The 25,689-nt window shown below is 64.4% G+C and carries 16 protein-coding genes; 11 read left to right on the plus strand and 5 right to left on the minus strand.

Features of this window, described 5'->3' with window-relative positions; genetic code table 11:
* Positions 1-201: a DUF2093 domain-containing protein gene (locus ACWPWT_RS05580; RefSeq protein WP_261268609.1), complete on the plus strand. Its 201-nt coding sequence runs from the start codon at positions 1-3 to the stop codon at positions 199-201.
* The gene (locus ACWPWT_RS05585; RefSeq protein WP_261268610.1) at positions 198-1,106 is read left to right on the plus strand and encodes a M23 family metallopeptidase; all 909 of its coding nucleotides are present in this window, start codon (positions 198-200) and stop codon (positions 1,104-1,106) included. The genes ACWPWT_RS05580 and ACWPWT_RS05585 overlap by 4 nt, the downstream gene beginning before the upstream one ends.
* A gap of 17 nt (positions 1,107-1,123) precedes the next feature.
* Here ACWPWT_RS05585 and ACWPWT_RS05590 read toward each other — a convergent pair whose 3' ends face one another.
* Positions 1,124-1,636 (minus strand): hypothetical protein, encoded by a 513-nt coding sequence (locus ACWPWT_RS05590; RefSeq protein WP_454278875.1) that lies wholly within the window; start codon positions 1,634-1,636, stop codon positions 1,124-1,126.
* A gap of 222 nt (positions 1,637-1,858) precedes the next feature.
* Here ACWPWT_RS05590 and ACWPWT_RS05595 point away from each other — a divergent pair, with 222 nt between their 5' ends.
* From ACWPWT_RS05595 to ACWPWT_RS05615, 5 genes are all read left to right on the plus strand, one after another.
* Positions 1,859-4,804, plus strand: coding sequence for a TonB-dependent receptor domain-containing protein (locus ACWPWT_RS05595; protein WP_454278876.1), 2,946 nt, complete (start codon positions 1,859-1,861; stop codon positions 4,802-4,804).
* A 146-nt stretch (positions 4,805-4,950) separates the two neighbouring features.
* The gene (locus tag ACWPWT_RS05600; RefSeq protein ID WP_454278877.1) at positions 4,951-5,106 is read left to right on the plus strand and encodes a hypothetical protein; all 156 of its coding nucleotides are present in this window, start codon (positions 4,951-4,953) and stop codon (positions 5,104-5,106) included.
* A 110-nt stretch (positions 5,107-5,216) separates the two neighbouring features.
* Positions 5,217-6,512 carry an aspartyl/asparaginyl beta-hydroxylase domain-containing protein gene (locus ACWPWT_RS05605; RefSeq protein WP_454278878.1) on the plus strand — a complete coding sequence of 432 codons (1,296 nt, stop codon included), beginning with the start codon at positions 5,217-5,219 and terminating at the stop codon, positions 6,510-6,512.
* 525 nt (positions 6,513-7,037) lie between these two features.
* Positions 7,038-10,109 (plus strand): TonB-dependent receptor domain-containing protein, encoded by a 3,072-nt coding sequence (locus tag ACWPWT_RS05610; protein WP_454278879.1) that lies wholly within the window; start codon positions 7,038-7,040, stop codon positions 10,107-10,109.
* Positions 10,110-10,524: 415 nt separating this feature from the next.
* Positions 10,525-13,797 carry a carboxypeptidase regulatory-like domain-containing protein gene (locus ACWPWT_RS05615; protein WP_454278880.1) on the plus strand — a complete coding sequence of 1,091 codons (3,273 nt, stop codon included), beginning with the start codon at positions 10,525-10,527 and terminating at the stop codon, positions 13,795-13,797.
* Between the two features lie 285 nt (positions 13,798-14,082).
* Here the strand turns inward: ACWPWT_RS05615 and clpB are convergent, their stop codons facing one another.
* Complete coding sequence (clpB, locus tag ACWPWT_RS05620; RefSeq protein WP_454278881.1) at positions 14,083-16,662, minus strand: ATP-dependent chaperone ClpB; 2,580 nt, start codon at positions 16,660-16,662, stop codon at positions 14,083-14,085.
* A 210-nt stretch (positions 16,663-16,872) separates the two neighbouring features.
* Here clpB and ACWPWT_RS05625 point away from each other — a divergent pair, with 210 nt between their 5' ends.
* From ACWPWT_RS05625 to ACWPWT_RS05640, 4 genes are all read left to right on the plus strand, one after another.
* On the plus strand, positions 16,873-19,713 hold the full coding sequence (locus tag ACWPWT_RS05625) for a M16 family metallopeptidase (protein ID WP_454278882.1): 2,841 nt from the start codon (positions 16,873-16,875) through the stop codon (positions 19,711-19,713).
* Positions 19,714-19,739: 26 nt separating this feature from the next.
* A complete protein-coding gene (locus ACWPWT_RS05630; protein ID WP_261268619.1) occupies positions 19,740-20,039 on the plus strand; it encodes a hypothetical protein in 300 nt (99 codons plus the stop codon).
* A gap of 240 nt (positions 20,040-20,279) precedes the next feature.
* Entirely contained in the window at positions 20,280-22,085 is a 1,806-nt protein-coding gene (locus tag ACWPWT_RS05635; RefSeq protein ID WP_454278883.1) for a DUF885 domain-containing protein, read from the plus strand.
* A 46-nt stretch (positions 22,086-22,131) separates the two neighbouring features.
* Positions 22,132-22,944 carry an energy transducer TonB gene (locus ACWPWT_RS05640; protein WP_454278884.1) on the plus strand — a complete coding sequence of 271 codons (813 nt, stop codon included), beginning with the start codon at positions 22,132-22,134 and terminating at the stop codon, positions 22,942-22,944.
* 10 nt (positions 22,945-22,954) lie between these two features.
* Here the strand turns inward: ACWPWT_RS05640 and ACWPWT_RS05645 are convergent, their stop codons facing one another.
* The 3 genes from ACWPWT_RS05645 to gpmA all read right to left on the minus strand — a co-directional run bounded on the left by ACWPWT_RS05645 (position 22,955) and on the right by gpmA (position 25,634).
* The gene (locus ACWPWT_RS05645; protein WP_454278885.1) at positions 22,955-24,010 is read right to left on the minus strand and encodes a 5-(carboxyamino)imidazole ribonucleotide synthase; all 1,056 of its coding nucleotides are present in this window, start codon (positions 24,008-24,010) and stop codon (positions 22,955-22,957) included.
* 4 nt (positions 24,011-24,014) lie between these two features.
* Complete coding sequence (gene purE, locus ACWPWT_RS05650) at positions 24,015-24,494, minus strand: 5-(carboxyamino)imidazole ribonucleotide mutase (RefSeq protein ID WP_454278886.1); 480 nt, start codon at positions 24,492-24,494, stop codon at positions 24,015-24,017.
* 453 nt (positions 24,495-24,947) lie between these two features.
* On the minus strand, positions 24,948-25,634 hold the full coding sequence (gpmA, locus tag ACWPWT_RS05655; protein ID WP_261268624.1) for a 2,3-diphosphoglycerate-dependent phosphoglycerate mutase: 687 nt from the start codon (positions 25,632-25,634) through the stop codon (positions 24,948-24,950).
* Positions 25,635-25,689 lie beyond the last annotated feature (55 nt).

Below are 25,689 nucleotides of genomic sequence, written 5' to 3' on the forward strand. Positions count from 1 at the left end.
ATGCTGATGTCCAACACCGATCGTCCCGCACGGCTTCACTATATGGCCAATGGCTTTCGCGTCCTGTCGCCCGGCGACCATGTCGTCTGCGCGGTCACGGGTCGGCGCATCCCGCTGGAAGACCTGAAATATTGGAGCGCGGCGCGGCAGGAAGCCTATGCCGATGCGGAGGCGACCGCCAAGGTGCTGAGCCCGGAATGACGGCACGGGGCGGGGGGCTGGCGCTCGGCCTGCTGGTGTTGTCTGCCTGCATCACGCCGTCCGACGCCGCGCCGCCGCAGACCCCGTTGCGCCAGGACGCGCCGCCGCCGGCTCGACAGGTTGTATCCCCTTCGCCCACGCCGTTGACGCCGATTCGCTGGACGGGGCAACTCAGCCAGGGCGGCCTCGTCCGCGCACGGCTTGCCGACACGTCGTCGACGGTCGCGCTGGACGGCGAACCGATCGTGCCGGATGCGGATGGTACGTTCCTGATCGGCTTCGACCGCGATGCGAAGCCGACCGCCGACCTGTGCATCACGTCGCGGATCACTGGCGCGGACCTGCACCAGACGCTGACCATCGCGCCGCGCGCCTGGCGGATCGAGCGGCTGGACAGGCTGCCCAAATATCCCGTGCCCGATCCCGAATTCCAGCGGCTGCGCCCCGCCGAGCTCGAACAGATCCGCGCCGCCCGTGCGCAGACGACCAACGCGGAGGGCTGGCGCCAGACGCTGCAATGGCCGGTGACCGGGCGGATTTCCGGCCTGTTCGGCGCGCAGCGAATCTATCGCGGCGAACCGGGCAGCTATCATTCCGGCACCGACATCGCCGTGCCGACCGGTACGATCGTCCGTGCCCCCGCCGATGGCGTGGTGATCCTGGCCGCCCGGCAGCCCTTCACGCTGGAGGGGCATTTGCTGATGCTCGACCACGGCCAGGGTCTCAACAGCGCGTTCCTGCATCTGTCGCGCATCGACGTCGGCATCGGCGATCATGTGCGGCAGGGGCAGGTCATCGGCGCGGTGGGCGCCACCGGGCGCGCCACCGGACCACATCTGCACTGGAGCCTGCAATGGAAGGGACGAAAGCTCGACCCGTTGCTGGTAACAGGGCCGATGCCGTGAGAATGCGCGCCGCGCGGTTACCGGATACGCTTGGCAAGGACGGACCGCTCGCCCGACACCGATAGGCGATACCCGCCGAACGAGGCTTCCTTCACCGTTACCTTGGCTCCCGTCTTGGGCGGAAAGGAAAAAGCCTCCAGGGTCTGCCAGACCGATCCATTGGCCAATTGCAAGTCGAAGCGGCCATAGGCCTTGGCGGGCGCGATCGCGACGATCTGGCTGTCGAGCTGGCGGACTTCGGTCGCCTTGTCGGCCTCGCCGCCGCCGAACATCTCGCCGGTTGGGGTCGCCAGTCCGAATCGCTGTTGCTTGCGCGCTACAACGGTCTTTCGATCGAGCACCAGTAAGTCGCCCGATGCCCGCGCCCCCGCCAGGGCCTCCGCGGCCCGATCGTAACAGCGTAGTCGCGCTGCGTCGCCGCGAACGTCGCGACATGCGGTCAACTCGTCGACCGCCTTGCCGCGATCACCGATTTGCTGCGCCGCCGCGACCGCAGGTATGCAAGACGCTAGAAAAAGAAGCCATTTCATATGCCTTGGTATCCTTCATTCAATTTCGACGGCCGCGATGAAATTATGATGCGCGTTATGTGACGGTAATGTCACAGCGGCGACAAACCTGAATTCAACGTCATGAAATAGATGGGTTTGCGTTTGCAACCATCGCCGACACCTTTGTAATAAAATGGCAGCACTCGGATATATTCGGGTCGAAAACGTCAGGTCATAAGGCCGACAAAAGGGGTTAAGCATATGAAAACAAATGCTCGCGTGCGCCTGCTGGCGTCCACGTTGCTGATGGGTGCAGGCTTCGTCGCCGCGCCCGGTCAGGCGCAGGTCATTGCGCAGGATCAGGCCGTCGAACAGACGAACAGCGACGGCACGCCCGTTACCGCCGAGTCCAGCCAGGGCGACATCGTCATCACCGGCACTCTGATCCGCAACCCGAACCTCGTATCGTCCAGCCCGGTCGCCGTGGTTGGTCGCGAGGAACTGACCCTGCGTCAGACCAACACCGCCGAGGAAGTGCTGCGTCAGCTGCCCGGCGCGGTGCCCAGCATCGGCACCGCCGTGAACAACGGCAATGGCGGTGCGTCGTTCGTCAACCTGCGCAACCTGGGTTCGAACCGCAACCTCGTACTGATCGACGGCAAGCGTATCGCGACTGCGGGTCTGGGCGGTCAGACCGACCTCAACAACATCCCGCTCGCCCTGCTCGAGCGTATGGATGTGCTGACCGGCGGCGCGTCGACCTCCTACGGTGCGGACGCGGTGTCGGGTGTCGTCAACTTCGTGACCCGTTCGGACTTTTCGGGCGTCGATGCCTCGGCCAGCCAGCAGATTTCGCAGCGCGGCGACGGCAATTATTTCCGTGCTGACCTGACCATCGGTGCGAATTTCGACGACGGTCGCGGCAACGCTGTCTTCAGCGTCGGCTATCAGGAAGCGGACCCCATCTATCAGGGCGATCGCCCCTATTCGTCGAGCACGATCAGCTCGACCACCGGCCGCGCCGCCGGCGGTTCGCCGACTTCGGTTCCGACCTCGCTCGCCATCGCGGGTCAGTCGGGCCTGTTGCAGGTCAATCCCGGCAGCAACCTGCTGGTCACGCCGTATCAGGACTTCAATTTCAGCCCGTACAACATCTTCTTCACGCCGTTTAAGCGTTACAACATGTACGGCTCGGCGCATTACGACGTGTCGGATACCGTCACCGTCTATACGCGCGGCCTGTTCTCGAAGAACCGGGTGTCGACCATCATCGCACCGTCGGGCATCTTCGGCGAAGCGCTGACCATTCCGGGCAACAACCCGTATCTGCCCGCCGGCATTCGCGACCAGCTCTGCTCGGCCGCCGGGATCGCACTGGGCGCCACCTGCAACAGCAGCACCGCCATTCCGTTGCCGGAAGTGTATCGCCGCACCGTCGAGCTCGGGCCGCGAATCAGCGAGTATGAAACGACGCTGTTCGACTATACCGCCGGTGTCCGCCTGAACCTGACCAAGTCGATGAGCCTCGACGTGTACGGGTCCTATGGCGAAAGCCAGAACACCCAGACCCAGTCGGGTTACGTGCTGAAGTCACGCGTGCAGCAGGCGCTGAACGCGACGAACACCACGACCTGCACCGTCACCACCAATGGCTGCGTGCCGTTGAACCTCTTCGGTCAGGCGGGCAGCATCTCGCCGGAACAGGCCGCGTTCCTGAACGGTCAGAGCACGATCACCACCAAGACCCAGCTGTCGCAGGTCCATGCGCTGCTGAACGGCGACTTCGGCTTCGCGTCGCCCGCAGCCTCCACCCCAATCAGCTTCGCGGCCGGTGCGGAATATCGCGATTACGGCGCTCAGCGCATTCCAGACGCTTATGCCCTGGTTCCCGGCGAACTGGGCGGTGCGGGCGGCCCGGTCCTGCCGGTCAATGGCGGCTTCAACGTCACCGAGTTCTTCGGTGAGGTCATCGCCCCGCTGGTCGAGGACAAGCCGTTCTTCCGCAGCCTGACCGTCGAAGGCGGTATCCGCCAGTCGCGCTACAAGATCGACGCCACCGGTAACCCCAGCTTCAATGCCACCACCTGGAAGGCCGGTGGCAGCTGGGAACCGATTGCCGACTTCAAGCTGCGCGGCAACTATCAGCGTGCGGTTCGTGCGCCCAACATCAGCGAACTGTTCGCGCCGGTCTCGACCTATCTGGTCAACCTGACCGTCGATCCGTGCGCCGGTACGGCTCCGTCCAGCAACGCCAATCTGGCGGCGATCTGCTTGGCGCAGGGCGCTCCGGCGGCGGTGATCGGCTCGATCCAGAACCCGGCTTCGGGCCAGCCCAACGCGACCGGCGGCGGTAACCCGAACATTCGTCCGGAAGTTGCCGACACCTTCACCGTCGGCGCGATCCTGACCCCGCGTACGCTGGTCGAAGGGCTGACCATCAGCGTCGATTACTTCAACATCAAGATCAACCAGGCGATCACCGAAGCGACCCCGGCGGACATTCTGGCCGCTTGCTTCGGCAACATCACCGCCGCTTCGGCGACTTCGACGGCCTGCACCAGCATCCGTCGCAGCACCACCACGGGCCGCCTGAGCGGTTCGTCGGCGACGGTGGCGGGTCTGCCGCAGCCTTTGACCAACCTGGGCCGTATCGCGACCGACGGTATCGATCTGGGCGTCGACTATCGCCGCGACCTGGGCTTTGCGAAGTTGAACCTGAACTTCCAGGGCACCTGGACGAACAGCAACACCTTCCAGGCCTCGCCGAACTCGGTCGCGCGTGAATGCGTCGGCTATTACAGCGCCAACTGCCTGACCATCCAGCCGAAGTTCGCCTGGAACCAGCGCACCACGCTGACCTTTGGTGATGTCGACCTGTCGCTGCTGTGGCGTCATATTGATACGGTCCGTTACGAGCCGGGCCTGACCCCGCTCTTCTCGGGCGTCATCACCGGCAACACGTCGATCGCGGGCCAGAACTGGAACTTCAACCGGATCAAGGCCTATAACTATCTCGACCTGGGCACGCGTATCCGCGCGGCCGAGAATTTCGAATTCACGATCCTGGTGACCAACCTGCTGGACAAGCAGCCGCCGATCGTCGGTTCGAATGCCGGTTCGACCTCGTACAACAGCGGCAACACCTATCCGTCGACCTATGACGCGGTGGGTCGTGGCTTCCGCATCGGCGGCCGCATCCACTTCTAAGTCGGATGTTGGCGACTGATGTCGCTTATGGGAAAGGGCGGTCCGCAAGGGCCGCCCATTTTTATTGAGGTCGTGTGATGATGACGCAGCCTGGCGAGGTGGCTTTTGGGCTGCCGGCTTGTGAACCACCGCGACAGCCGAGACGTATGCCGGTTTGGCTGCTCCTCGTCATGCTGACCATTCCGCTATTGGGAGTTTGGGCGTTTCTGGCGCCAGGCTATTCGGTCAGCCTACGCCGCACCGCCTTTGTCTATACGGTGACGATGCTGGTTTTTGGATTGTGCGCCATGGCAGGTCGCTAGATCTCGACTGTTCTAGCGCGTGGGGACGATTCGCCAGCGCGTTGGCGAAATTGCCGGTCCGGGCGGACGATGCTTGTAACCGCGCCGGTTCCGACCGCATAACGCGTGACATGACCCAGCCGCTTTCCGCGCCCGCCATGTCGTTGCTTCAACAGGCCCAAGCCGCTCAGGCAGCGGGGAATGTGCTGGGTTCGCGCCGGTTGCTGGATCAGGCGCTGGCGCAGGACGCCGACCATCCCATTCTCTGCAACGCGATGGGCATGAGCCTGTTGGCGAGCGATCCCGCCAAAGCCGCGACGTGGTTCGAGCGTGCCATCGCGGGCGATGCCGATGCACCGCCGCTTTGGATGAACCTGGCCACCGCGCGGCGCGATCAGGGCGATGTGGCGGGCGAACGCGACGCCCTCATGCAAGTGCTTCACCGGGATCAGCGGCACGTCATGGCCAATGTGCGCATGGCCGAATGGCACGACCGGGCGGGCGAGGAATCGCAAGCCCAGTTCCGCTGGCATGGCGTCGCGACGGTGCTGCAATCGCTACCCGAGCGTTCGCCGGGGTTGGAGCAATTGCTGGCCCATGCGCAGGCACGTGTCACGGCGCGGGCGCAGGCGCTGGGGGATCGGCTCGACGCGGTCCTGACGCCACAATGGGGCGATATTCCCACCGATCGACGCCGACGCTTCGATCGCTGCGTCGATGCGCTGCTGGGACGCCGCGCCATTTATCACAATGCTTGTCACGGCGTGCATTTTCCCTTCCTGCCCGCCGACGAATTCTTCGAACGCGATCGCTTCCCCTGGTTCGCCGATCTGGAGGCCGCCACGCCGGCGATCCGTGCCGAGCTTGAGGCGCTTCTCGCGCTACCCGACAGCGGTTTTACGCCCTATGTCGCGATGGAGGCCGGAACGCCGGAGAATAAATGGACCGCGCTCGATCATTCGGAAGCGTGGAGCGCGCGCTATCTGTGGCGTTACGGCGTGCGTGACGAGGCGATGGTGGCGGCCTGTCCCAAGACCATGGCACTGCTCGATCGACTGCCGCTGGCGCATATTCCCGGCAAGGGGCCGACCGCCTTCTTCTCGGTGCTGAAACCCGGCACGCGCCTGCCCGCGCATACCGGGGTCAGCAACGTTCGCGCGATCGTCCATCTGCCGCTGATCGTACCCGATGGATGCGGCTTTCGAGTCGGTGGCGAGACGCGCTCCTGGGTCGAAGGGCAGGCTTTCGCCTTCGACGACACGATCGAGCATGAAGCGTGGAATGACAGTGCGGAACTGCGTGCGGTCCTGATTCTCGACGCCTGGAATCCGCATTTGACCGACGAAGAGCGGGCGATGCTGCAAAATCTGTTCGTCGCACTTGGAAAGATCGAGGGCGCGAAGGCGCTTGCCGCCCTGGCCGAATAGGTCGAACGCGCGGCTTTCCTGCATATTCTGTCTGGCGACCGTTGATGTAGCGGACGTCACCGCCCCGTCATACGAGCGGGCATGCTTCGCCGCGTTATGACGCGGACTGCCGGGTCGGGCCGTATGGGCCGGCCGCCCATTTTCGCAATGAGCGCAATGTAAGTCCGTCTGCGGAGGCGAATTGCCTTCGGCGTGCGTCACGCTGTGGCCGGTGGCGACCATAGACTGTCTCATTCGATTGCATAACATATGTCAGTAATGCTGCCATCGATTGCATGACATATCCGCGTCATCATTCTGTCATCCTGACAGGCTCGTGACGACTATTTCAGATCGGTCAGCACTTGTGTCATTTATGCGACAGGCGCAGCGTTGTGACGATTTCCCCCTTTTTCCGGGCTTTACAGAAGCCATGCTTCGTCTCAATCAAGCAACATTCCGTTAGCGAACAAGATTTTTGTTTCACGCCGACGGAGCCCCTCCCGGCCAAAAGGTCGGAGGGAAGTGAGAAAAGGGGTAATGAACATGACCAATTCGTGGATCGGTCAGCGCAGGCTTGGCCTGCTTGCGACGGTCGCGCCGCTGTCCATGGCGCTCGTTTCGCCGGCTTGGGCGCAGAGCGTGCCCGACGCCAACCAGAATGCCGAGAACAACGCGCAGGTCGCGCAGGGTGCCGAACAGGCCAATGCCGGTTCGACCGGCGATATCGTCGTTACCGGCTCGATCATCCGTGGTGCGGATGTCGGCCCGTCGCCCGTGTCGACCATCACCACCGAAAATCTGGACGCGCGCGGTATCAACACCGTGCAGGCGGGTATCCAGGCGCTGGCGTCGAACAACGGCCCGGCCCTGACCAACTCGTTCACCGCCAATGGCGCGTTCGCGACGGGTGCGTCGTCGGTGTCGCTGCGCGGCCTGTCGACCAACTCGACCCTGGTCCTGTTCGACGGCCTGCGCGCCGCCTATTATCCGTTGTCGGACGACGGCACGCGCAACTTCGTCGACCTGAACACCATCCCCGACGACATTGTCGACCGTGTCGAGGTTCTGCGCGACGGCGCATCGTCGAGCTATGGCGCCGACGCGATCGCGGGCGTGGTGAACATCATCACCAAGCGTTCGGTGAAGGGCATTATGGGCCGCGCCGAAGCCGGTATCTCCGAGCGCGGCTATAATGCCAATCAGCGCCTGTCGCTGACCGCCGGCACCGGCGACCTCGATGAGCAGGGCTATAATGCCTATATCAGCGGCTTCTACTATCGCTCCGAGGGCGTGAGGGCGCGTCAGCTCCCCGGACCGTTCAACAGCAGCGACGAGCGCGGCATCTGCTCCAACCGCACCGGCTCCACGGTCTGCGGTCCGAACAACATCGCCAACGGGCTGGACCAGAATGGCCAGTATACCAACGGCTTCGCGATCAACACGCCGAACTTCTACGTTCGTCCGGCGGATGCGACCAACACCACCGCGCTCGGCCGCTATCAGCTGCTGAACCCGGCGGCGGGCTGTCTGACCGGCAATCCGTACAACCCGACGGCCGCCGAGCTGGCGCTGCCCGCCAACGCCACCGCCCCCGGCACCGTCTGCCAGGTCGACACCCAGCGTCTGTACGGCAACATCACGCCGGACATCGAGCGTGTCGGTGGATCGGCGCGCTTCACCGCCAAGATCGGTGACACGTCGGAAGCGTATCTGCAGGTGAACTTCCAGCAGGCGACGACCGGCTATACCGGCGTGCCCAGCTATATCCGCGCCAATGCCCCGGCCGGTATCCTGTTCCCGCAATATTCGACGTCGCAGAACGCCACGCCCGCGATCGATCCCAATTCGGCGATCCTCGCGCTGCCGGTCTATGTCTGCCCGCGTTCGACCGTCGGCGCCTGCAATGCGACCAACGGCACGTTGAACCCGAACAATCCGTTCGCCGCCGCAGGCCAGGTTGCGCGTCTGGTCGGCACGCTGCCGAACAGCTTCGAATCGACCCGGACCCGCAGCCGCGTCTATCGCGCTGCCTTCGGGATCAACGGCACGATCTTCGACGATGTCGATTACCGCTTCGACGCGACGGCGATGCATACCGATCTGCGCCTGGAGCAGAACGGCTATGTCTACATCCAGCACCTGCTCGATGTGATCAAGGACGGCAGCTACAACTTCGTCAATCCGGGCCTGAACAGCCAGGCGACGATGGACTATCTGACGCCGACCAACATCACCAACGACAGCTCGGATCTGCTGCAGGCCCAGTTCACTTTGGGCAAGGCGATCATGACGCTGCCGGGCGGCGACCTGCGCCTGGCGGTCGGCGGCTCGATCTTCTACGAAGCGATCGACGCGCCCAGCGCCAATTCGGACGAGAACGGCCCGACCCAGCGTTACTTCCGCCTGAACGCCTTCGGCACCAAGGGCAACCGTACCGTTTCGTCGGCCTTCTACGAAGTCAACGCACCGGTCGTCGATCAGCTGACGCTCAACGCCTCGGGTCGCTATGACCATTATTCGAGCGGTCAGAGCGCCTTCTCGCCCAAGTTCGGCGCGATCTTCAAGCCGATCCGCCAGGTGTCGTTGCGCGGCACCTACTCGCGTGGTTTCCGTATCCCCTCGTTCGGCGAGGCGAATGCGCTGCCCACCACGGGTTACGTGACCCAGCAGCTGAGCAGCATCCCGGCGGCGTTCCTGCGCCAGTACAGCATCAATCCGGGTGCCAATCAGATCTGCTCGGCGGCAACCCCGCAATATTGCTCGTCCTACATCACCAGCTATTCGATCGGGCAGACCACGCTGGCGTCACAGAATCTCGAACCTGAAAAGTCGCGCAGCTTCACCGCCGGCATCAAGGTCGATCCGGTGCGCGGCCTGTCGCTGACCGTCGATTACTTCAACATCCGCAAGACCGGGGCGATCACCACCCCCGATCTGTCGCCCGCGATCGCCAACTATTATGCGGGCGGCGCGGCGCTGCCCGGGTTCGAGGTCATCCCGGATGCGGTCGACGTCAACAACCCGACCGCCACTCCGAAGATCGCCTTCGTCCGGTCGCAGCTGATCAATGCCCAGACGATCAAGTCGGAAGGCATCGATTTCGGCGTCAACGGCTTCTACGACTTCGGGTCGTTCCGTTGGACCACCAACCTGAACGCCAGCCTCATCCTAGAGCTGAGCACGACGGTGGACGGCGTTCGCCAGACCTATGTCGACACGCTGGGCAACTTCAACCTGACGGCCGGTTCGGGCACGTTCGAATGGAAGGGCAACTGGGTCAATACGTTCGACTTCGGCAACTTCGCACTGTCGGGTACGGTCAACTACACCTCGGGCTATGACCTGTCGGCCATGGACCAGGGCGACGCGTACAAGGATTGCGGTCAGGCCCCGGCCTATTACGGTTGCCGTGTGAAGAGCTACATCACCGCGGATGCGAACGCGTCGTTCAAGGTCAACGACAAGTTCACTTTCTACGTGAACGTGCTGAACGTCTTCAACCGCCTGCCTCCGATCGATCCGGTCACGTATGGCGCGTATCTGTACAACGCGGTGCAGGGCGGCGACGGCATCTTCGGCCGCCAGTTCCGCGCGGGCGCCAAGTTCAACTTCTAACCCCAGGTCCGCTCGCGGACCCAACTGAAGGGGGCGACTCGGCAACGAGTTGCCCCCTTTTTCATGGGTAGCGAGGGATCAGGACCGACATGATTCGGTAGACGCCGAACGCAAAGAAACTGTCCGTAGAGGGAAGCCAAATACCAATTGTTACACAGTGTACTGCTGTAGTATATCTCTAATACTACAATACGCGATTGTTCAAACATTTGGCATGACTACGGAAATCTGCTCAATTTTGTTTCAAAACGTCTTGCCTTTGGTCCCAGGTGTTGCAAATTGCACACGTTCTCGGCGTAAAAACGTATAAAGTGTCGAAAACCCTTTGTGTGGTTGCGTCATTTTCCTGACATATGTTGGTCATCGCCCGTTCAGGGTGGCGAAAAGCCGTCGTTCAGGCGTCTTTCGAGGGGGAATGAGAGTGACCAAGCAAGGGCTATTTTCGAAGACTTTTCTGCGTCATGGCGCGGCTCTCCAAGCCGTCGCCCTGCTGGGTGCCGGGGCGGCCATGGTGTCCCTCGCTGCGCCGGCCGTTGCGCAGGACTATACGCAGGTGAACGCTACGGGCCGCGTGATCGGCACCGACGGTAAGGCAATTGGCGGCGCGACCGTCACGGTGACGTCGGCGGCGCAGGGCTTCACTCGCAGCGCGACGACCCAGCCTGATGGTTCCTATGTGATTTCCGCACTGCCTCAGGGCACCTATAGCTTCACGATCACTGCGGACGGCTTTGACAGCTTTACCGATCCGGCCGTGCGCCTGATCCAAGGCCGTGCTGCGAACCAGTTCAATCTTCAGCCAGTGAACGCGGAGACCGGCGGTGACATCGTCGTGACCGCAGGCCGCGTGCAGGTCGTCGACTTCAGCAGCAACACCATCGGCCAGACCGTCGACGTGGCGGACCTGGCGACCCGCGTTCCGGTGAGCCGCGATCTGACGTCGGTCGTCCTGCTGGCGCCGGGCGCCGTCGGTGGCGACAATCGTTTCGCCGCGCTCCCATCGATCAACGGTGCGTCGATCTCGGAAAATGTGTATTATATCAATGGTCTGAACGTCACGCAGTTCCGCAACGGGCTCGGTGCGGCGGGTGTCCCGTTCGAATTCTATCAGACGGTCCAGACCAAGATCGGCGGTATCCCGGCAGAGTTCGGTCGCTTCACCGGCGGCATGATCAATGCCACCACCAAGTCCGGCTCGAACGAGTGGCATGGCGGCGTGCTGTTCAACTGGCAGCCGAACAGCCTCAGGTCGAATACGCGCAACACCTACGCGGCGGACAATGACTCATATTATTCGGATCGCCACGAGTTCATTGCACAGCTCTCGGGTCCGATCATCAAGGATCATCTGTTCTTCTACGGTCTCTACAACGCTCGCGATATTCGCTACGGCCAAGGCTATACCGGAGTCGCATCGGCGACCGGCACGGGTGCCAATGGTTGCGCCAGCAACCCGGCGCTGTGTGCCAATTTCGGTGATTTGAATACCTTCAACCAGCAGATCGTCGGCACCTCCTATAGCCAGAATCGCAACACCAGCCCGTTCTGGGGTGGCAAGATCGACGCCGTCATCGTCGACGGCCAGCGGCTTGAGGCGACCTATTGGAACACCACCGGTCGTCGGATCGAGAATGTCTACGGCACCAGCCGCTACACGCTGGCGAGCGGGCTGCGCTACAATCTGAATACCAACAATCCGGGTGGTTACATCGCCACCAACGTCTACCAATCGGGCGGTGAAAACTACGTCTTCCGCTATACGGGCAGCTTCACCCAGTGGCTGACCCTGTCGGCAGCTTACGGGGTCAACAAGAACCGGGATACCACCGAATCCAGCCTGCCCAATCTGCCGTCGGTGACCGACCAGCGGAACGGGGCCAATAGCGGCATCGGCAACACGCTGAGCAACGCGACGCTCAATTTCGACAAGCGTACCTTCTATCGCGCGGATGCCGATGTCCGGTTCGAACTTCTGGGATCGCATCACATTCGTGGCGGCTACGACCGCGAAGATCTGGACGAAAATTCGATCAGCGTCGCCAATGGTGGCGCGCAGTACACGCTATTGACGGCTTCGGGCGCGGCAACGACGATCGATCCGGTCATCGGACTGCCGGGCGGCACGAGCTATATCAAGGGGCGTGTGTTCCGCACGGGTGGTCAGTTCTCGACTCGTAACACGGCATTCTATGCTCAAGATGACTGGCACCTGCTCAATGATCGCCTGAATCTGAACCTCGGCATTCGCAACGACCGATTCGAGAACAAGAATGGCGACGGGCAGACCTTCTTCCTCGCCAAGAATCAGTGGGCGCCACGCCTGGGTGCCAGCATCGATCCGCTGGGCGATGGCCGCACCAAGTTCTTCGGATCCTATAGCCGCTATTTCATCCCCGTCGCGGTGAACACCAATGTCCGACTGGCCGGCGGCGAACTCGACTATGACGCCTACTACCAGTTCGGCGGGTTGATGGCGGACAATACGCCGATCCTCGGTGCGCCGATTACGACCGGGGCTGGCTTTACCACCTGCCCGAACAATTCGCCTGCGGGGACGGCGTGCACCCTGCGCAATGACGGAACCGTGCCGAGTACGGCTTCGGTGGTTGCGTCCAACCTGAAGCCGCAATCGGTCGACGAGATCGTCTTTGGTGTGGAACGCCGGCTCGGCAACCGGATCAAGGTGGGCTTCAACTTCATCCAGACGAAGCTGAACAACTCGCTGGAGGATGCCGCGCTCGATCAGGCGATCGTTCCCTATTGCGTCTCGCAGGGCAAGGCGGCGGCGGACTGCCGTTCAATCTGGAACGGCGTCCATCAGTTCGCGCTGATCAATCCGGGCCGCGACGTCGCGGTAACCCTGAGCGATCCGCTGCCGGGCGAAACGACCCCTCGTACCGTGACGTTGTCGGCGGCCTCGCTGCAATATCCGCAGGCACAGCGTACCTATCGTGGTGTGAACTTCACGTTCGAGCGGGAATGGGACGGCAAGTGGTCGCTGAACGCAAACTACACCTACTCCAAGAATTATGGTAACATCGAAGGCGGCGTCCGATCGGACAATGCGCAGTCCGACGCCGGTCTGACGACGGCCTTCGACCTTCCGGTGCTGGTCAACGGCACTTTCGGGTATCTGCCCAACGATCGCCGCCACAATTTCAAGGCATGGGGCTCTTACAAGTTCGCGGATTGGCTGACGCTCAGCTTCAACGGCTCGGTCAGTGCGCCGCGCAAGTTCGGCTGCTACGGTCGTCCGCCGGCGAGCGCCGACTTTGACGCGACGGCGCCGGGCGGTATCACCGGCCTCTACTACACGACCAGTGGTGCCTATTGTAACGTCGCCAACGGTTCGGTCGTTCGTAATCCCAGCGGCTTCACCGTGATCAACGATCCGTTCAATCGGGTGGGTGGTGTCCGACCCAGCACGTTGCAGGTCGTGAACCGTGGGTCGCAGCTGAAGTCGGACTGGCTCGCGCTGCTCAATTTGGATGCGACGATCGCAGTGCCGACCGACGCCTTCAACGGCTTTATCCGGTTGTCGGTGTTCAACGTCTTTAACTCGAGGCCTGTGCTGCGTGTGCAGGAAACGGGCACGACCTCGGCGGGGGCACCGCAGCCTGTCTATTCGCTGCCGACTTCGTACAATGACGGCCGTTCGGCGCGTATCCAGTTCGGCGTGAACTTCTAACCCTGGGGATCATTACGAACCCTGCCTGGGGCGGCTTCCTTGGGAGCCGCCCCTTTTTCATGGCCGATGCCGAATTGCGGTCGCGCGGCTTATTGCTGCTATATTCCCGCAAGGTGGCGGCGGATGCCTGGGTACCACACATGTACCCCGTGTCAGATGTCACGCGCGCTTGGCCTATCGTCGTTAGGCGATTACCGGCTGGTTGCGAAAGGGAGCGGTTCCAGCGCGAGTTTAGAAGGGACAATAGGGTCGGAACGCCAGGTTCCGACCCTATTGTTTATCTGATCACCCGACCGACAGCGCCAGTTTCCCGTCGCCCTCGTCGACGGTGACGGTTGCGCCGTCCTTCACATTCCCACGCAGGATTTCTTCGGCCAGCGGGTCCTGGAGGTGCCGTTGCACCGCACGGCGCAGGGGACGCGCGCCGTATACCGGGTCATAGCCCACCCGGCCCAGCCATTCGCGCGCCGCATCGGTCAGGTGCAGGCTGATCTTGCGATCCGCCAGCAGCTTGGCGACGCGGCCGACCTGGATGTCGACGATCGGGCCCATATGGCTCTGGCCCAGCCGGTGGAACAGGATGATCTCGTCCAGCCGGTTGAGGAATTCGGGGCGGAAATGGCCGCGCACGATCTCCATCACCTGCGGCTCGACGCTCTCGACGCTCTGCCCGTCCTCGACATTGGCCAGATATTGGCTGCCCAGGTTGGAGGTCAGGATGATCAGCGTGTTCGAGAAATCGACCGTCCGCCCCTGGCCATCGGTCAGGCGACCGTCGTCCAGCACCTGGAGCAGCACGTTGAACACGTCGCCATGCGCCTTCTCCACCTCGTCGAACAGCACGACCTGATAGGGCCGCCGCCGCACCGCCTCGGTCAGCACGCCGCCTTCCTCATAGCCGACATAGCCGGGAGGGGCGCCGATCAGCCGCGCGACGCTGTGCTTCTCCATAAACTCGCTCATGTCGAGGCGCACCATCGCGGAGGGATCGTCGAACAGGAATTCGGCCAGCGCCTTGGTCAGCTCGGTCTTGCCGACGCCCGTCGGGCCCAGGAACAGGAAGCTGCCCAGCGGTCGGTTGGGGTCCTGTAGCCCGGCGCGTGCCCGGCGGACGGCGGTGGAGACGGCGCGGACCGCATCCTCCTGGCCGATCACGCGCGCACCGATCACCTCCTCCATGCGGAGCAGCTTTTCGCGTTCGCCCTGCATCATCCGGTCGACCGGCACCCCGGTCCAGCGGCTGACCACGCCCGCAATATCGTCGGCGGTGACTTCCTCGCGCAGCATCGCGCCCTCGGTCGCGGACTGCGCCTCGGCAAGCTGCTTCTCCAGCTGCGGGATGCGGCCATAGGAGAGTTCACCGGCTTTCGCGAGGTCGCCCGCCCGTTGCGCCTGCTCGAGCTCGATCCGCGCCTGGTCGAGCTGTTCCTTCAGCTTCGCCTCGCCCGCGATCTTGTCCTTCTCCGCTTGCCAGCGCTGGGTCAGCGCGTGCGACTGTTCCTCCAGATTGGCGAGTTCCTCCTCCAGATGGCCGAGCCGGTCGATGCTGGCGGCGTCGCTTTCGCGGCGCAGCCCCTCGCGCTCGATCTTCAGGCGCAGGATGCGGCGGTCGAGCGTCTCGATCTCCTCGGGCTTGGACTCCACCTCCATGCGGATGCGGCTGGCGGCCTCGTCCATCAGGTCGATCGCCTTGTCGGGCAGGAAGCGGTCGGTGATGTAGCGGTTGGACAAGGTCGCCGCCGCCACCAGCGCGCCGTCGGTGATGCGGACGCCGTGATGGAGTTCGTATTTCTCCTTCAGGCCGCGCAGGATCGAGATGGTGTCCTCGACCGTGGGCTCGCCGACGAAGACGGGCTGGAACCGCCGCTGGAGCGCGGGGTCCTTCTCAACATATTTGCGATATTCGTCGAGTGTGGTCGCGCCGACGCAGTGCAGCTCGCCGCGCGCAAGCGCGGGCTTGAGCAGGTTGGAAGCGTCCATCGCCCCGTCGCCTTTCCCTGCGCCGATCAGCGTGTGCATCTCGTCGATGAACAGGATGATGTCGCCCTCGGCAGCCTTCACCTCGTCGAGCACGCCTTTCAGCCGCTCCTCGAACTCGCCGCGATATTTGGCACCAGCGATGAGGGCACCCATGTCGAGTGCCATCAGCTTGCGGTCCTTCAGCGTGTCGGGCACGTCGCCGTTCGCGATGCGCAGCGCCAAGCCCTCGGCGATCGCGGTCTTGCCGACGCCGGGTTCGCCGATCAGGGCGGGGTTGTTCTTGGTCCGGCGTGCCAGGATTTGGATGGTGCGGCGGATTTCCTCGTCGCGGCCGATCACGGGGTCGAGCTTGCCGTCGCGCGCCACCTGGGTCAGGTCGCGGGCGAATTTCTTGAGCGCGTCGTACCGGTCCTCCGCCCCCGCCGTGTCGGCGGTGCGGCCCTGGCGCAATTGCTCGATCGCGCCGTTCAGGCTTTGGGGGTTCACGCCGCCCGCCGCCAAGGCCTTGCCCGCCGCCGTGGTGGAGGCGAGGGCCAGCGCGAGCAGCATCCGCTCGACGGTGACGAAACTGTCGCCTGCTTTCTGGGCAACCTGTTCGGCCTGATCGAGGACGCGGACCAAGTCGTTGTCCAGGCCGGGCGAACTTTGCGCACCCGAGCCGGAGACGGCGGGAATCTTTGCCAGCGCGGCATCGGTCTCACGCTCGACGCGCTTGGGATCGCCGCCCGCCGCCTGAATCAGGCCGGACGCCATGCCCTGATCGTCCTCGATCAGCGCCTTGAGGAGGTGTTCGGGGGCGATCCGCTGATGGTTGTTGCGGATCGCCACGGTCTGCGCGGCTTGCAGAAAGCCTTTTGCGCGGTCGGTGAATTTTTCGAGGTTCATCTGGGGTTCCTGTCGCTTTCCAGGTCAGATGGTGTTGCAATTTGGCAACACAAGGGGTTGGCGGTATTTGTCTTGCGCTACATGGGATGGCCGTTTCGATTGCGAAAGGGTCGACGAAATTTCGACCTGATCGGTTCGCCTTACCGGGATTGCGGTCCACAGCCCGCCCGCTATGTTCGCTTCACAGATGAGTGGGGAGACTCAAGAGAAATGCGTATCAAGTTTGTGGCGCTGACCGGCGCCGCCACCCTTGCGTTCGTCATGCCGACCCAGGCCGTGCTGGCCCAGGCGGCACCCGCCAAATCGGCCGCCACGGCAAAGGCCGCACCCGTTTCGACGCTCGTGAAGGCGGTCGACATCCCCTATCAGAGCTTCACCCTGCAAAACGGCTTGCGCGTCGTGGTGCATACCGATCGCAAGGCGCCCGTGGTCGCGGTCAGCGTCTGGTACGATGTCGGATCGAAGCATGAGCCCAAGGGCAAGACCGGATTCGCGCATCTCTTCGAGCATCTGATGTTCAACGGATCGGAAAACGCGCCGGGCGATTTCTTCGCCCCGCTCAAGTCGGTGGGCGCGACCGATTACAACGGCACCACCTATTTCGACCGGACCAATTATTTCGAGACGGTGCCGACCGCCGCGCTCGACCGCGCGCTGTTCCTGGAATCGGATCGCATGGGCTATCTGCTCGGCGCGGTGACGCAAGGCGTGCTCGACGAGCAGCGCGGCGTCGTCCAGAACGAGAAGCGCCAGGGCGACAACCAGCCTTATGGCCTGACCCAATATAAGGTGCTGGAGGGGCTGTTCCCTGCCGGGCATCCCTATGCCCACAGCACCATCGGTTCGATGGCGGATCTGGATGCCGCGTCGCTCGACACGGTCAAGGACTGGTTCCGGCAGCATTACGGCCCGAACAATGCGGTGCTGGTACTGGCGGGCGACATCGATGTCGCGACCGCCAAGCCTTTGGTCGAGAAGTATTTCGGCGCGATCAAGCCGGGCCCCAAGAGCGTCCTGCCCACCGTCGCCATTCCGACGCTGCCCGCGCCCGTCAACGAGGAGATGAAGGACCGCGTCGCCGCCGTCATGATCAGCCGCAACTGGGCGGTGCCGGGGCTGAACGATCCCGAAAGCGCGCCGCTGGTCGTCGCCGCTTCGATTCTGGGCGGGCTCGCCTCGTCGCGGCTCGACAATATCCTGGTCAAGCAGGAGAAGCTGGCGGTTCAGGTCTCGGCCAGCGACCGCGTCTTCTCGCAGGTCGGCATGTTCAACATGATGGCGATCGTCCGTCCCAGTGTCGACCCGGCGCTGGTCAACAAGCGGATGGGCGAGATCCTCGACGATTTCCTGAAGAACGGCCCGACCGCCGACGAGGTTCAGCGTGCGGTGACCCGCTATGTTTCGGGGCGTGTCCAGGGGCTGGAATCGGTCGGCGGCTTCGGCGGCAAGGCGGTGGCGCTGGCCGAGGGCGCGCTCTACTCGAACGATCCGGGCAAGTATAAGAAGCAGTTGATGGCGATCGCGGCGCAGACCCCGGCGACCGTGAAGGCGGCGGCGGACAAATGGCTGTCACGTCCGGCCTATACGCTGACCGTCGTGCCGGGCGCACGCGACGCCTATGAAGAGGCCAAGGTGCCGCCGCGCGCCGACGTGCCCGCCGCCCCGGACCAGCCCGTCAAGGGCACGCGCGGGGCTCTGCCCGATGTCGGTCAGGTCAAGCCGCTGAGCTTTCCGACCGTCGAACGCAGCCGCCTGGCGAACGGGATCGAGCTGATCTATGCGCAGCGCACCGCCGTACCGGTGACCCAGATCGCCATGTCGTTCGACGCCGGGATCGCGGCCGACGTGCCGGGCAAGCTGGGGACGCAGCGGATGGTGCAGTCGATGCTCGACGAGGGCACGACGCACCTGAACACCATCGCCATCGCGGAGGCGCAGGAACGGCTGGGCGCGTCGATTGGGTCGAGCGCGTCGAACGATCGCACCACCGTGGGGCTGGACGTGCCGAGTGCCAATCTGGTGCCCGCGCTCGATCTCTATGCCGACATCATCCGCAACCCGGCCTTCCCCGATGCCGAACTGGCGCGGGTCAAGGCGCAGACGCTGGCGGGGATCAAACAGGAACTGACCAGCCCGCAGGGGCTGGCGAGCCGCGTCCTGCCGCCGCTCGTCTATGGACCGACCAGCCCCTATGCCAAGGCGCAGGGGGCGGGCGATCCGCGTGCGGTGGCGGCGATGACCCGCGCCGACCTGATCGCGTTCCAGCAGGCCTGGCTGCGTCCCGACAAGGCGAAGATCTTCGTCACGTCCGACCGCCCGCTGGCCGAGGTGAAGGCTGCGCTCGACCGGGCGTTCGGCGACTGGCGCGGCACCGGCACGGCTGGCGTGAAGAACTTCACCGCCGGACAGCCTTCGGCACCCAAGATCGTGCTGATCAACCGGCCCGACAGCCCGCAGTCGATGATCCTGGCGGGCGCGCCGACGCCGTTGAAGGGGATCGACAATCTGTTGATCCAGAATACTGCCAACGACGCGCTGGGCGGCAGCTTCCTCAGCCGGATCAACACCGACATCCGCGAGAACAAGCACTGGTCCTATGGCGTGCGGGGCGGCTTCCAGACCTCGGAATTCGCGGCGCCCTATATCATGTCGGCCCCGGTTCAGGCGGACAAGACCGGCCCGTCGATCGACGCGCTGCGCACCGACGTGACCGAATTCCTGACCACCAAACCGATGGACCAGGTGGAATCCGACCGCGCCATCACCGGCGCGATCCGCTCGCTGTCGGGCAATTTCGAGACGTCCGACGCGGTGCTGTCGGCGATGCAGGCCAACGACCTGTATCGTCGCCCCGACGACTATTACGCCACGATCACGCAGCGCTATCAGGCGATGACCCTGCCCGAGCTGAACAAGTCGATCCAGGCGGCGTTGAACCCCAAGGACTTTGTCTGGGTCGTGGTAGGCGATGCCAAGGCGGTGAAGCCCCAGCTCGATACGCTGGGCCTGCCCGTCGAGGTGGTCGAGGCGTCCGCGCTCGTCGGGCAATAAGTGCCGGATCATAAGGGAGAGTAGGAATGGCCGAGATCGACGGCACCTGGAACTGCACCGTTAAGTCGCCGCTGGGCGATCAGGAAATGACCCTGACCGTCCGGACCGAGGGCGATCGTTTCACTGGCTCGGGCGGCGGCCAGATGGGGGCGATGGACATCGAGGGTGATGTGTCTGGCAACACGATCAGCTGGAAGATGTCGATCAGCTCCCCGATGCCGATGACGCTGGATTGCGAAGCGACCGCCGATGGCGACACACTGACCGGATCCGTGGGCGCGGGCGCGTTCGGCAGCTTCCCGCTGTCGGGGACCCGCGCGGGCTGAGCCTGGCCGTCATGATTTGGGGAAGGGCGGTGCGTCGGGATGGACGCGCCGCCCTTTTCGCTGGGTGGGGCATGGACCTCGACTTCGCCCAGCCTGACCGGGGTGAGGTATCCAACCCCATTCCCACCAGCCGTTCAGGCTGAGCGAAGTCGAAGCCCAAGGGCGGAACCCCACTACATAACCGGTTCAATTCCCGGCAAATCCCGTTACGCTGTCCCGATAACCAAAAAGGGGACAAGCATGATCGACCGGCGATATTTCCTGGGAGGCACGGCGGCGCTGGCCGTGGCGGCGAACAGCGAGGCAGTTTTTGCCCAGACGACAGAGCCGACCCGGTTGAATGCGCTATTCGACACGCTGGTCCAGGAACAGCTTCGCCGCAGTCCGGAGGGGGCCACCAATCTCGGCCTCGACACCGGCGCCAATGCCGATCTGCGCAGCAAGCTGTCCGACCAGTCGCCCGCCGGGATCGCGGCGGCCAAGGCGGCGACCAAGGCCGATTTGACCCGCCTTCAGGCGATCGATCCCGCGACGCTGTCGCCCGAGGAGCGGATCGATCTGGAATCGATCCTGTACACCCGCCGCTCGGCGGAGGCGGTGCAGGCGTTCGACTTTGGCGGTTATTCCTATGGCCCCAGCCCCTATGTCGTGTCGCAACTGTCGGGCGCCTATCAGTCGGTCCCCGACTTCCTCGATACCAAGCACAAGATCGCGACGGCGGGCGATGCCGACGCCTATCTGATGCGGCTTCGGGCTTTCGCGACCCAGATAGATGCGCAGACCGATCGGATGCGCCACGATGCGGGACAGGGCGTGGTGCCGCCCGACTTCATCCTGGACCTCGCGCTCGAACAGATGGGCAAGACCCGCCAGCCCGCCGACCAGGCGCTGGTCGTCCAGTCGCTCGCCCGCCGTGCCGCCGAGAAGGGGTTGGGGGACCGCTATGCGCAGGCCGCCGCGAAAATCCATGAGGCCGAAATCCTCCCCGCGCTCGACCGGCAGATCGCCTATGCCAAGTCCCTGCGCGCCAAGGCCACCCATGACGCGGGCGTGTGGAAGCTGCGCGAGGGGGCCGCCTATTATCCGGTCGCGCTGAAAGCCAACACGACGACCAGCTATTCGCCTGACGAGGTCCACCGCTTCGGCCGCGACCAGGCGGCGATGCTGTCCGCCCGGCTGGACGCGCTGCTCCGGAAACAGGGCTTTACCAAGGGGACGGTCGGCCAGCGCATGGCCGCGCTCTACAAGAATCCCGACCAGCTTTATCCCAATACCGACGAGGGCAAGCGCGCCGCCATCGCCTATTGCAACGAACGGCTGGACGCGATCCGCACCCGCCTGCCGCAGGTGTTCGAACGGCTGCCGCAATATGGCTTCGAGGTGCGTCGCGTTCCCGTACAGACCGAGGCGGGCGCGGCGGCGGCCTTCGCGCAATCCCCCGCGATCGACGGTTCGCGGCCGGGGCTGGTCTATTTCAACCTGAAGGACAGCGCCGACTGGCCCAAATTCTGTCTGGCGACGACCGTCTATCACGAAGGGCTGCCGGGGCATCAGATGGAGGGCGGGCTTGCCCTGTCCAACACGCGCCTGCCGCTGATCCGCAAGATCAACGGCTTTTCGGGCTATGGCGAGGGCTGGGCGCTCTATGCCGAGCAATTGGCGGACGAGATCGGCATGTACGACGACGATCCGCTGGGACAGCTCGGCTATCTGAAGTTCATGCTGTTCCGCGCCAATCGCTGCGTGGTCGATACCGGGCTTCACCATCTGCGCTGGACCCGCGAACAGGCGATCCGCCATTTCGTCGAGGCCGAGGGCGAGGCGGAGGGCTTCGCCACGCGCGAGGTGGAACGCTATTGCGTCAATCCCGGGCAGGCGGCGAGCTACAAGCTTGGCCATTCGGTCTTCGTCGACATTCGCGACCTGGCGAAGAAGCAGAAGGGCGCGGCGTTCGATCTGAAGGCGTTCCACACCGCCGTGCTGCGCCATGGCCGCGTGCCGCTCGACGTGCTGCGCCGGATCGGGGAGGCGTGGGCCAAGGCTTGACCGGCGCCGGCATCATGGTGATCCTCCCATCCGGGAGATTATCGCGATGCAGGGCGGCGTTCGGATCCGGCAGGACAAGTGGCGGCGGCTGGCGGCTGTCGTCGCCACGGTGGCGGTCCATGCCGCGATCGTGGCGCTGTTGATCCTGGGGCAATCGCGAATTCGGCGGATCGACGATTCCCGGTGGTCGTCGCTGGCCTTGTTCGATGTGCCGCCTTTGCCCGAGCCGCCACCCCTATCCGTGCCACCGCCACCGATCGAGCCCGCGCCGGTCAAGCGCGAAAGCCCGGCGGTGCGCCCGACGGCCGGCGGCGGATCGCCTCGCCCTGCGCCTGCCCCCGCCGCGCCGCAAGCCGCCCCCGCCGCGGTCGCGACGGCGCACTTCGATATGGTCGACCTGCCCGCCCCGGCCGCGGGGGTTAGCGCCGAACCGTCGCTGCGTATCGGGACGGCATTGTCGGAGGGACGCGGGGCGGGCATTGCCAGCGGCCAGGGCACCGGTGGGGAAGGGCGAGGCACCGGCAATGGGCGTGGCGACGGCGATGGACCGGGCGACGGACGGTTACGCTTTGCGCTGGCCGAATGGATCGAAAAGCCGCCACAGGCCGTGATCGATGCGGCCTTTCCGAAGATGGCGCGAAGCGGCGGCATCAGCGGCGTGGCGGTTCTGCTCTGCGTCGTGCCGGCGCCCGGTCGGCCCAAAAGCTGCTCGGTCGCGGCCGAGAAACCCAAGGGGCGCGGATTCGGGACGGCGGCACTCAGCCTCTATCCGCAATTCCGCCTCCGCCCGGTCATGAAGGGGGATCAGGTCATTCAGCCCAAGGTGCTGGTGCCGGTGACCTTCGACGCCCGACGATAGCGGGTCGCCTTCACCGCGTGACGCGCGTGATATGCCCCATCTTGCGCCCCGGCCGCGCCTCGCCCTTGCCATAGAGGTGCAAATGCGCACCCTTTTCGGTCAGTGCGGTTTCCCACGCATCGTCGCCGATCAGGTTGTCCATCTGTACCCGCGTGCCGGTCAGCGCCGTATCGCCCAGGGGTAGGCCGCAAATCGCGCGGATATGATTCTCGAACTGCGAGGTTTCGGCACCCTCGATCGTCCAGTGCCCCGAATTGTGCACGCGCGGCGCCATCTCGTTGAAGACGGGGCCGTTCTCGGTCGCAAAGAACTCGCAGGCCAGTACGCCGACATAGCCCAGCTCTTCGGCGATACGGATGGCGAGCGCGGTCGCCTCCTCGGCCTGGGCGGTGATTTCGGGCGGCGCGGGCAGGGTCGAGGTGCGCAGGATCGCGTCGCGATGGACATTGTGCGGCGGATCGTAACGGACCGTCTTCCCGTCTTCCCCACGCGCGATCAGGATCGAGAATTCATGGGTGAAGCGGATGAACCCTTCCAGCACCGCCGGGCCGCCGATCGCTTCCCATGCGGCGGCGGCCTCGGACAGGTCGCGGATCAGCACCTGCCCCTTGCCGTCATAGCCGAAGCGGGTCGTCTTCAGAATGGCGGGGCAGCCGATCCGCTCCAGCACGGCGGTCAGGTCGGCGGCGCCATTCACCTCTGCCCAGGGGGCGGGGCGGCCACCGACCTTCTCGACGAAGCTCTTCTCGGCGATCCGGTCCTGCGCGACGCGAAGCGCGGCAGGTGAGGGGTGGACGGGCAACCGCTCGGCCAGCCATTCGACCGGCGTCACGTCGACATTCTCGAATTCATAGGTGACGACGTCACAGGCGGCGACGAAATCGGCCAGCACGACCTTGTTGTGATAATCCGCGCGGGTCAGCGAGGAGGCGGTCTGCGCCGCGACGCTTTCCTCATCGGGGGCGAGCACATGGGTGCGATAGCCCAGTTGCGCGGCCGCCACCGCCAGCATCCGGCCCAGTTGGCCGCCACCCAAGATTCCGATCGTCGCGCCCGGCTTCAACATTGGCTTACCCTTGCGGATCGTTGGCGACGCTGTCGGTCTGGCGCTCGCGCCAGGCCTGCAATCGCTCGGTCAGCACTTCGTCGGACAGCGACAGGATCGAGGCGGCGAGCAGACCCGCATTGATCGCCCCCGCCTTGCCGATCGCCAGCGTGCCGACGGGAATGCCGCCCGGCATCTGGACGATCGAGAGCAGGCTATCCATGCCCTTCAGCGCCTTGGATTCGACCGGGACGCCCAGCACCGGCAGATGCGTCATCGACGCCGCCATGCCCGGCAAATGCGCCGCGCCGCCAGCCCCCGCGATGATGACCTTGATCCCGCGATCGGCGGCGGTAGTGGCATAATCGTACAGACGCTGCGGTGTGCGGTGCGCGGAGACGACGCGGGTCTCGTGCGCGATGCCCAGCGCCTCCAGCGTCTCGGCGGCATGCCGCATGGTTTCCCAGTCCGAAGTGGACCCCATGATGATCCCGACCGACGTCATATCCGCTGTTCCGCCTTAGCCCCTTTGGCCCCGTTGCCGGGGAAGCGGGCTGCCTAGCGGGGCGAGGCGAGGGGGGCAAGTTTCCGTATGCGTTCGGGCATGGTGGCGGGCGTTTTTGCCGGAGCGGGGGGCGTGGGCTTCGCCTTCGCTCAGCCTGAACGGAGGATGGAGTCGGGTTCGCGCGGAGACGCGGAGGCGCGGAGGTGTCGGTCTGGGCTGCCGCGTAGCCCTCCCTGTCGAACGGAAGACGATGGCAGGCTCCGATGGGAACAATAGACCTGCCGCGCGGACTAAATCTCCGCGTCTCCGCGCCTCCGCGCCTCCGCGCCTCCGCGCGAACAAAAATCTTCGTGTCTTCGCGGCTTCGCGTGAAATCAGATGGTCACGCGAAGCCGCGAAGAGGTCGGCGCGCGAGGCGGTCGCACGTCAGACCGCCCCTCGTCTCCCGATCGCTTAGCGTTCCGACAGATAGTAACGATCGGTCGGGGTCAGGTCGTCGGCCAGTTCATAGACGATCGGCTGCGCGGTCGGGATTTCGAGACCGGTGATCTCGTCGTCCGGGATGTTCGACAGATGCTTGACCAGGGCGCGCAGCGAGTTGCCGTGCGCCGAGATCAGCACGCGATTGCCGTCGCGCAGCGCGGGCGCGATGCGTTCGTCCCAATAGGGCAGGACGCGCGCGATCGTGTCCTTCAGGCTCTCGGTCTCGGGGACGTCGATGCCCGCATAGCGGCGGTCGGCCGACACGTCATATTCGCCGCCGGCATCGGCCGGGGGCGGGGGCACGTCGAAGCTGCGACGCCAGATCTTCACCTGTTCGTCGCCATGCTTGGCCGCCGTCTCGGCCTTGTCGAGCCCGGTCAGCCCGCCATAATGCCGCTCGTTCAGGCGCCAATGCTTTTCGGTCGGCAGCCACAGGCGACCCATCACCTCCAGCGCCAGGTTCAGCGTCTTGATCGCGCGGGTCTGGAGGCTGGTGAAGGTCAGGTCGAAGTCGAGACCCTTCTCGGCCATCAGCGCACCCGCCGCGCGGGCTTCGGCGGCACCCTGGGCGGTGACGTCGACGTCCCACCAGCCGGTGAAGCGGTTCTCCAGATTCCAGGCGGACTGGCCGTGGCGGATCAGGACGAGCTGGGGCATGGAAACTCCTTGAAGATGATGGTCCCGCATAGAACGGGTGGGTGGCCGGGTCCAA

The organism is Sphingomonas sp. Marseille-Q8236 (genome assembly GCF_965112005.1).

Coding starts and splice junctions, on each gene's coding strand:
- ACWPWT_RS05580 (WP_261268609.1), top strand. CDS start 1: ATGCTGATGTCCAACACCGATCGTCCCGCACGGCTTCACTATATGGCC.
- ACWPWT_RS05585 (WP_261268610.1), top strand. CDS start 198: ATGACGGCACGGGGCGGGGGGCTGGCGCTCGGCCTGCTGGTGTTGTCT.
- ACWPWT_RS05590 (WP_454278875.1), bottom strand. CDS start 1,636: ATGAAATGGCTTCTTTTTCTAGCGTCTTGCATACCTGCGGTCGCGGCG.
- ACWPWT_RS05595 (WP_454278876.1), top strand. CDS start 1,859: ATGAAAACAAATGCTCGCGTGCGCCTGCTGGCGTCCACGTTGCTGATG.
- ACWPWT_RS05600 (WP_454278877.1), top strand. CDS start 4,951: ATGCCGGTTTGGCTGCTCCTCGTCATGCTGACCATTCCGCTATTGGGA.
- ACWPWT_RS05605 (WP_454278878.1), top strand. CDS start 5,217: ATGACCCAGCCGCTTTCCGCGCCCGCCATGTCGTTGCTTCAACAGGCC.
- ACWPWT_RS05610 (WP_454278879.1), top strand. CDS start 7,038: ATGACCAATTCGTGGATCGGTCAGCGCAGGCTTGGCCTGCTTGCGACG.
- ACWPWT_RS05615 (WP_454278880.1), top strand. CDS start 10,525: ATGAGAGTGACCAAGCAAGGGCTATTTTCGAAGACTTTTCTGCGTCAT.
- clpB (WP_454278881.1), bottom strand. CDS start 16,662: ATGAACCTCGAAAAATTCACCGACCGCGCAAAAGGCTTTCTGCAAGCC.
- ACWPWT_RS05625 (WP_454278882.1), top strand. CDS start 16,873: ATGCGTATCAAGTTTGTGGCGCTGACCGGCGCCGCCACCCTTGCGTTC.
- ACWPWT_RS05630 (WP_261268619.1), top strand. CDS start 19,740: ATGGCCGAGATCGACGGCACCTGGAACTGCACCGTTAAGTCGCCGCTG.
- ACWPWT_RS05635 (WP_454278883.1), top strand. CDS start 20,280: ATGATCGACCGGCGATATTTCCTGGGAGGCACGGCGGCGCTGGCCGTG.
- ACWPWT_RS05640 (WP_454278884.1), top strand. CDS start 22,132: ATGCAGGGCGGCGTTCGGATCCGGCAGGACAAGTGGCGGCGGCTGGCG.
- ACWPWT_RS05645 (WP_454278885.1), bottom strand. CDS start 24,010: ATGTTGAAGCCGGGCGCGACGATCGGAATCTTGGGTGGCGGCCAACTG.
- purE (WP_454278886.1), bottom strand. CDS start 24,494: ATGACGTCGGTCGGGATCATCATGGGGTCCACTTCGGACTGGGAAACC.
- gpmA (WP_261268624.1), bottom strand. CDS start 25,634: ATGCCCCAGCTCGTCCTGATCCGCCACGGCCAGTCCGCCTGGAATCTG.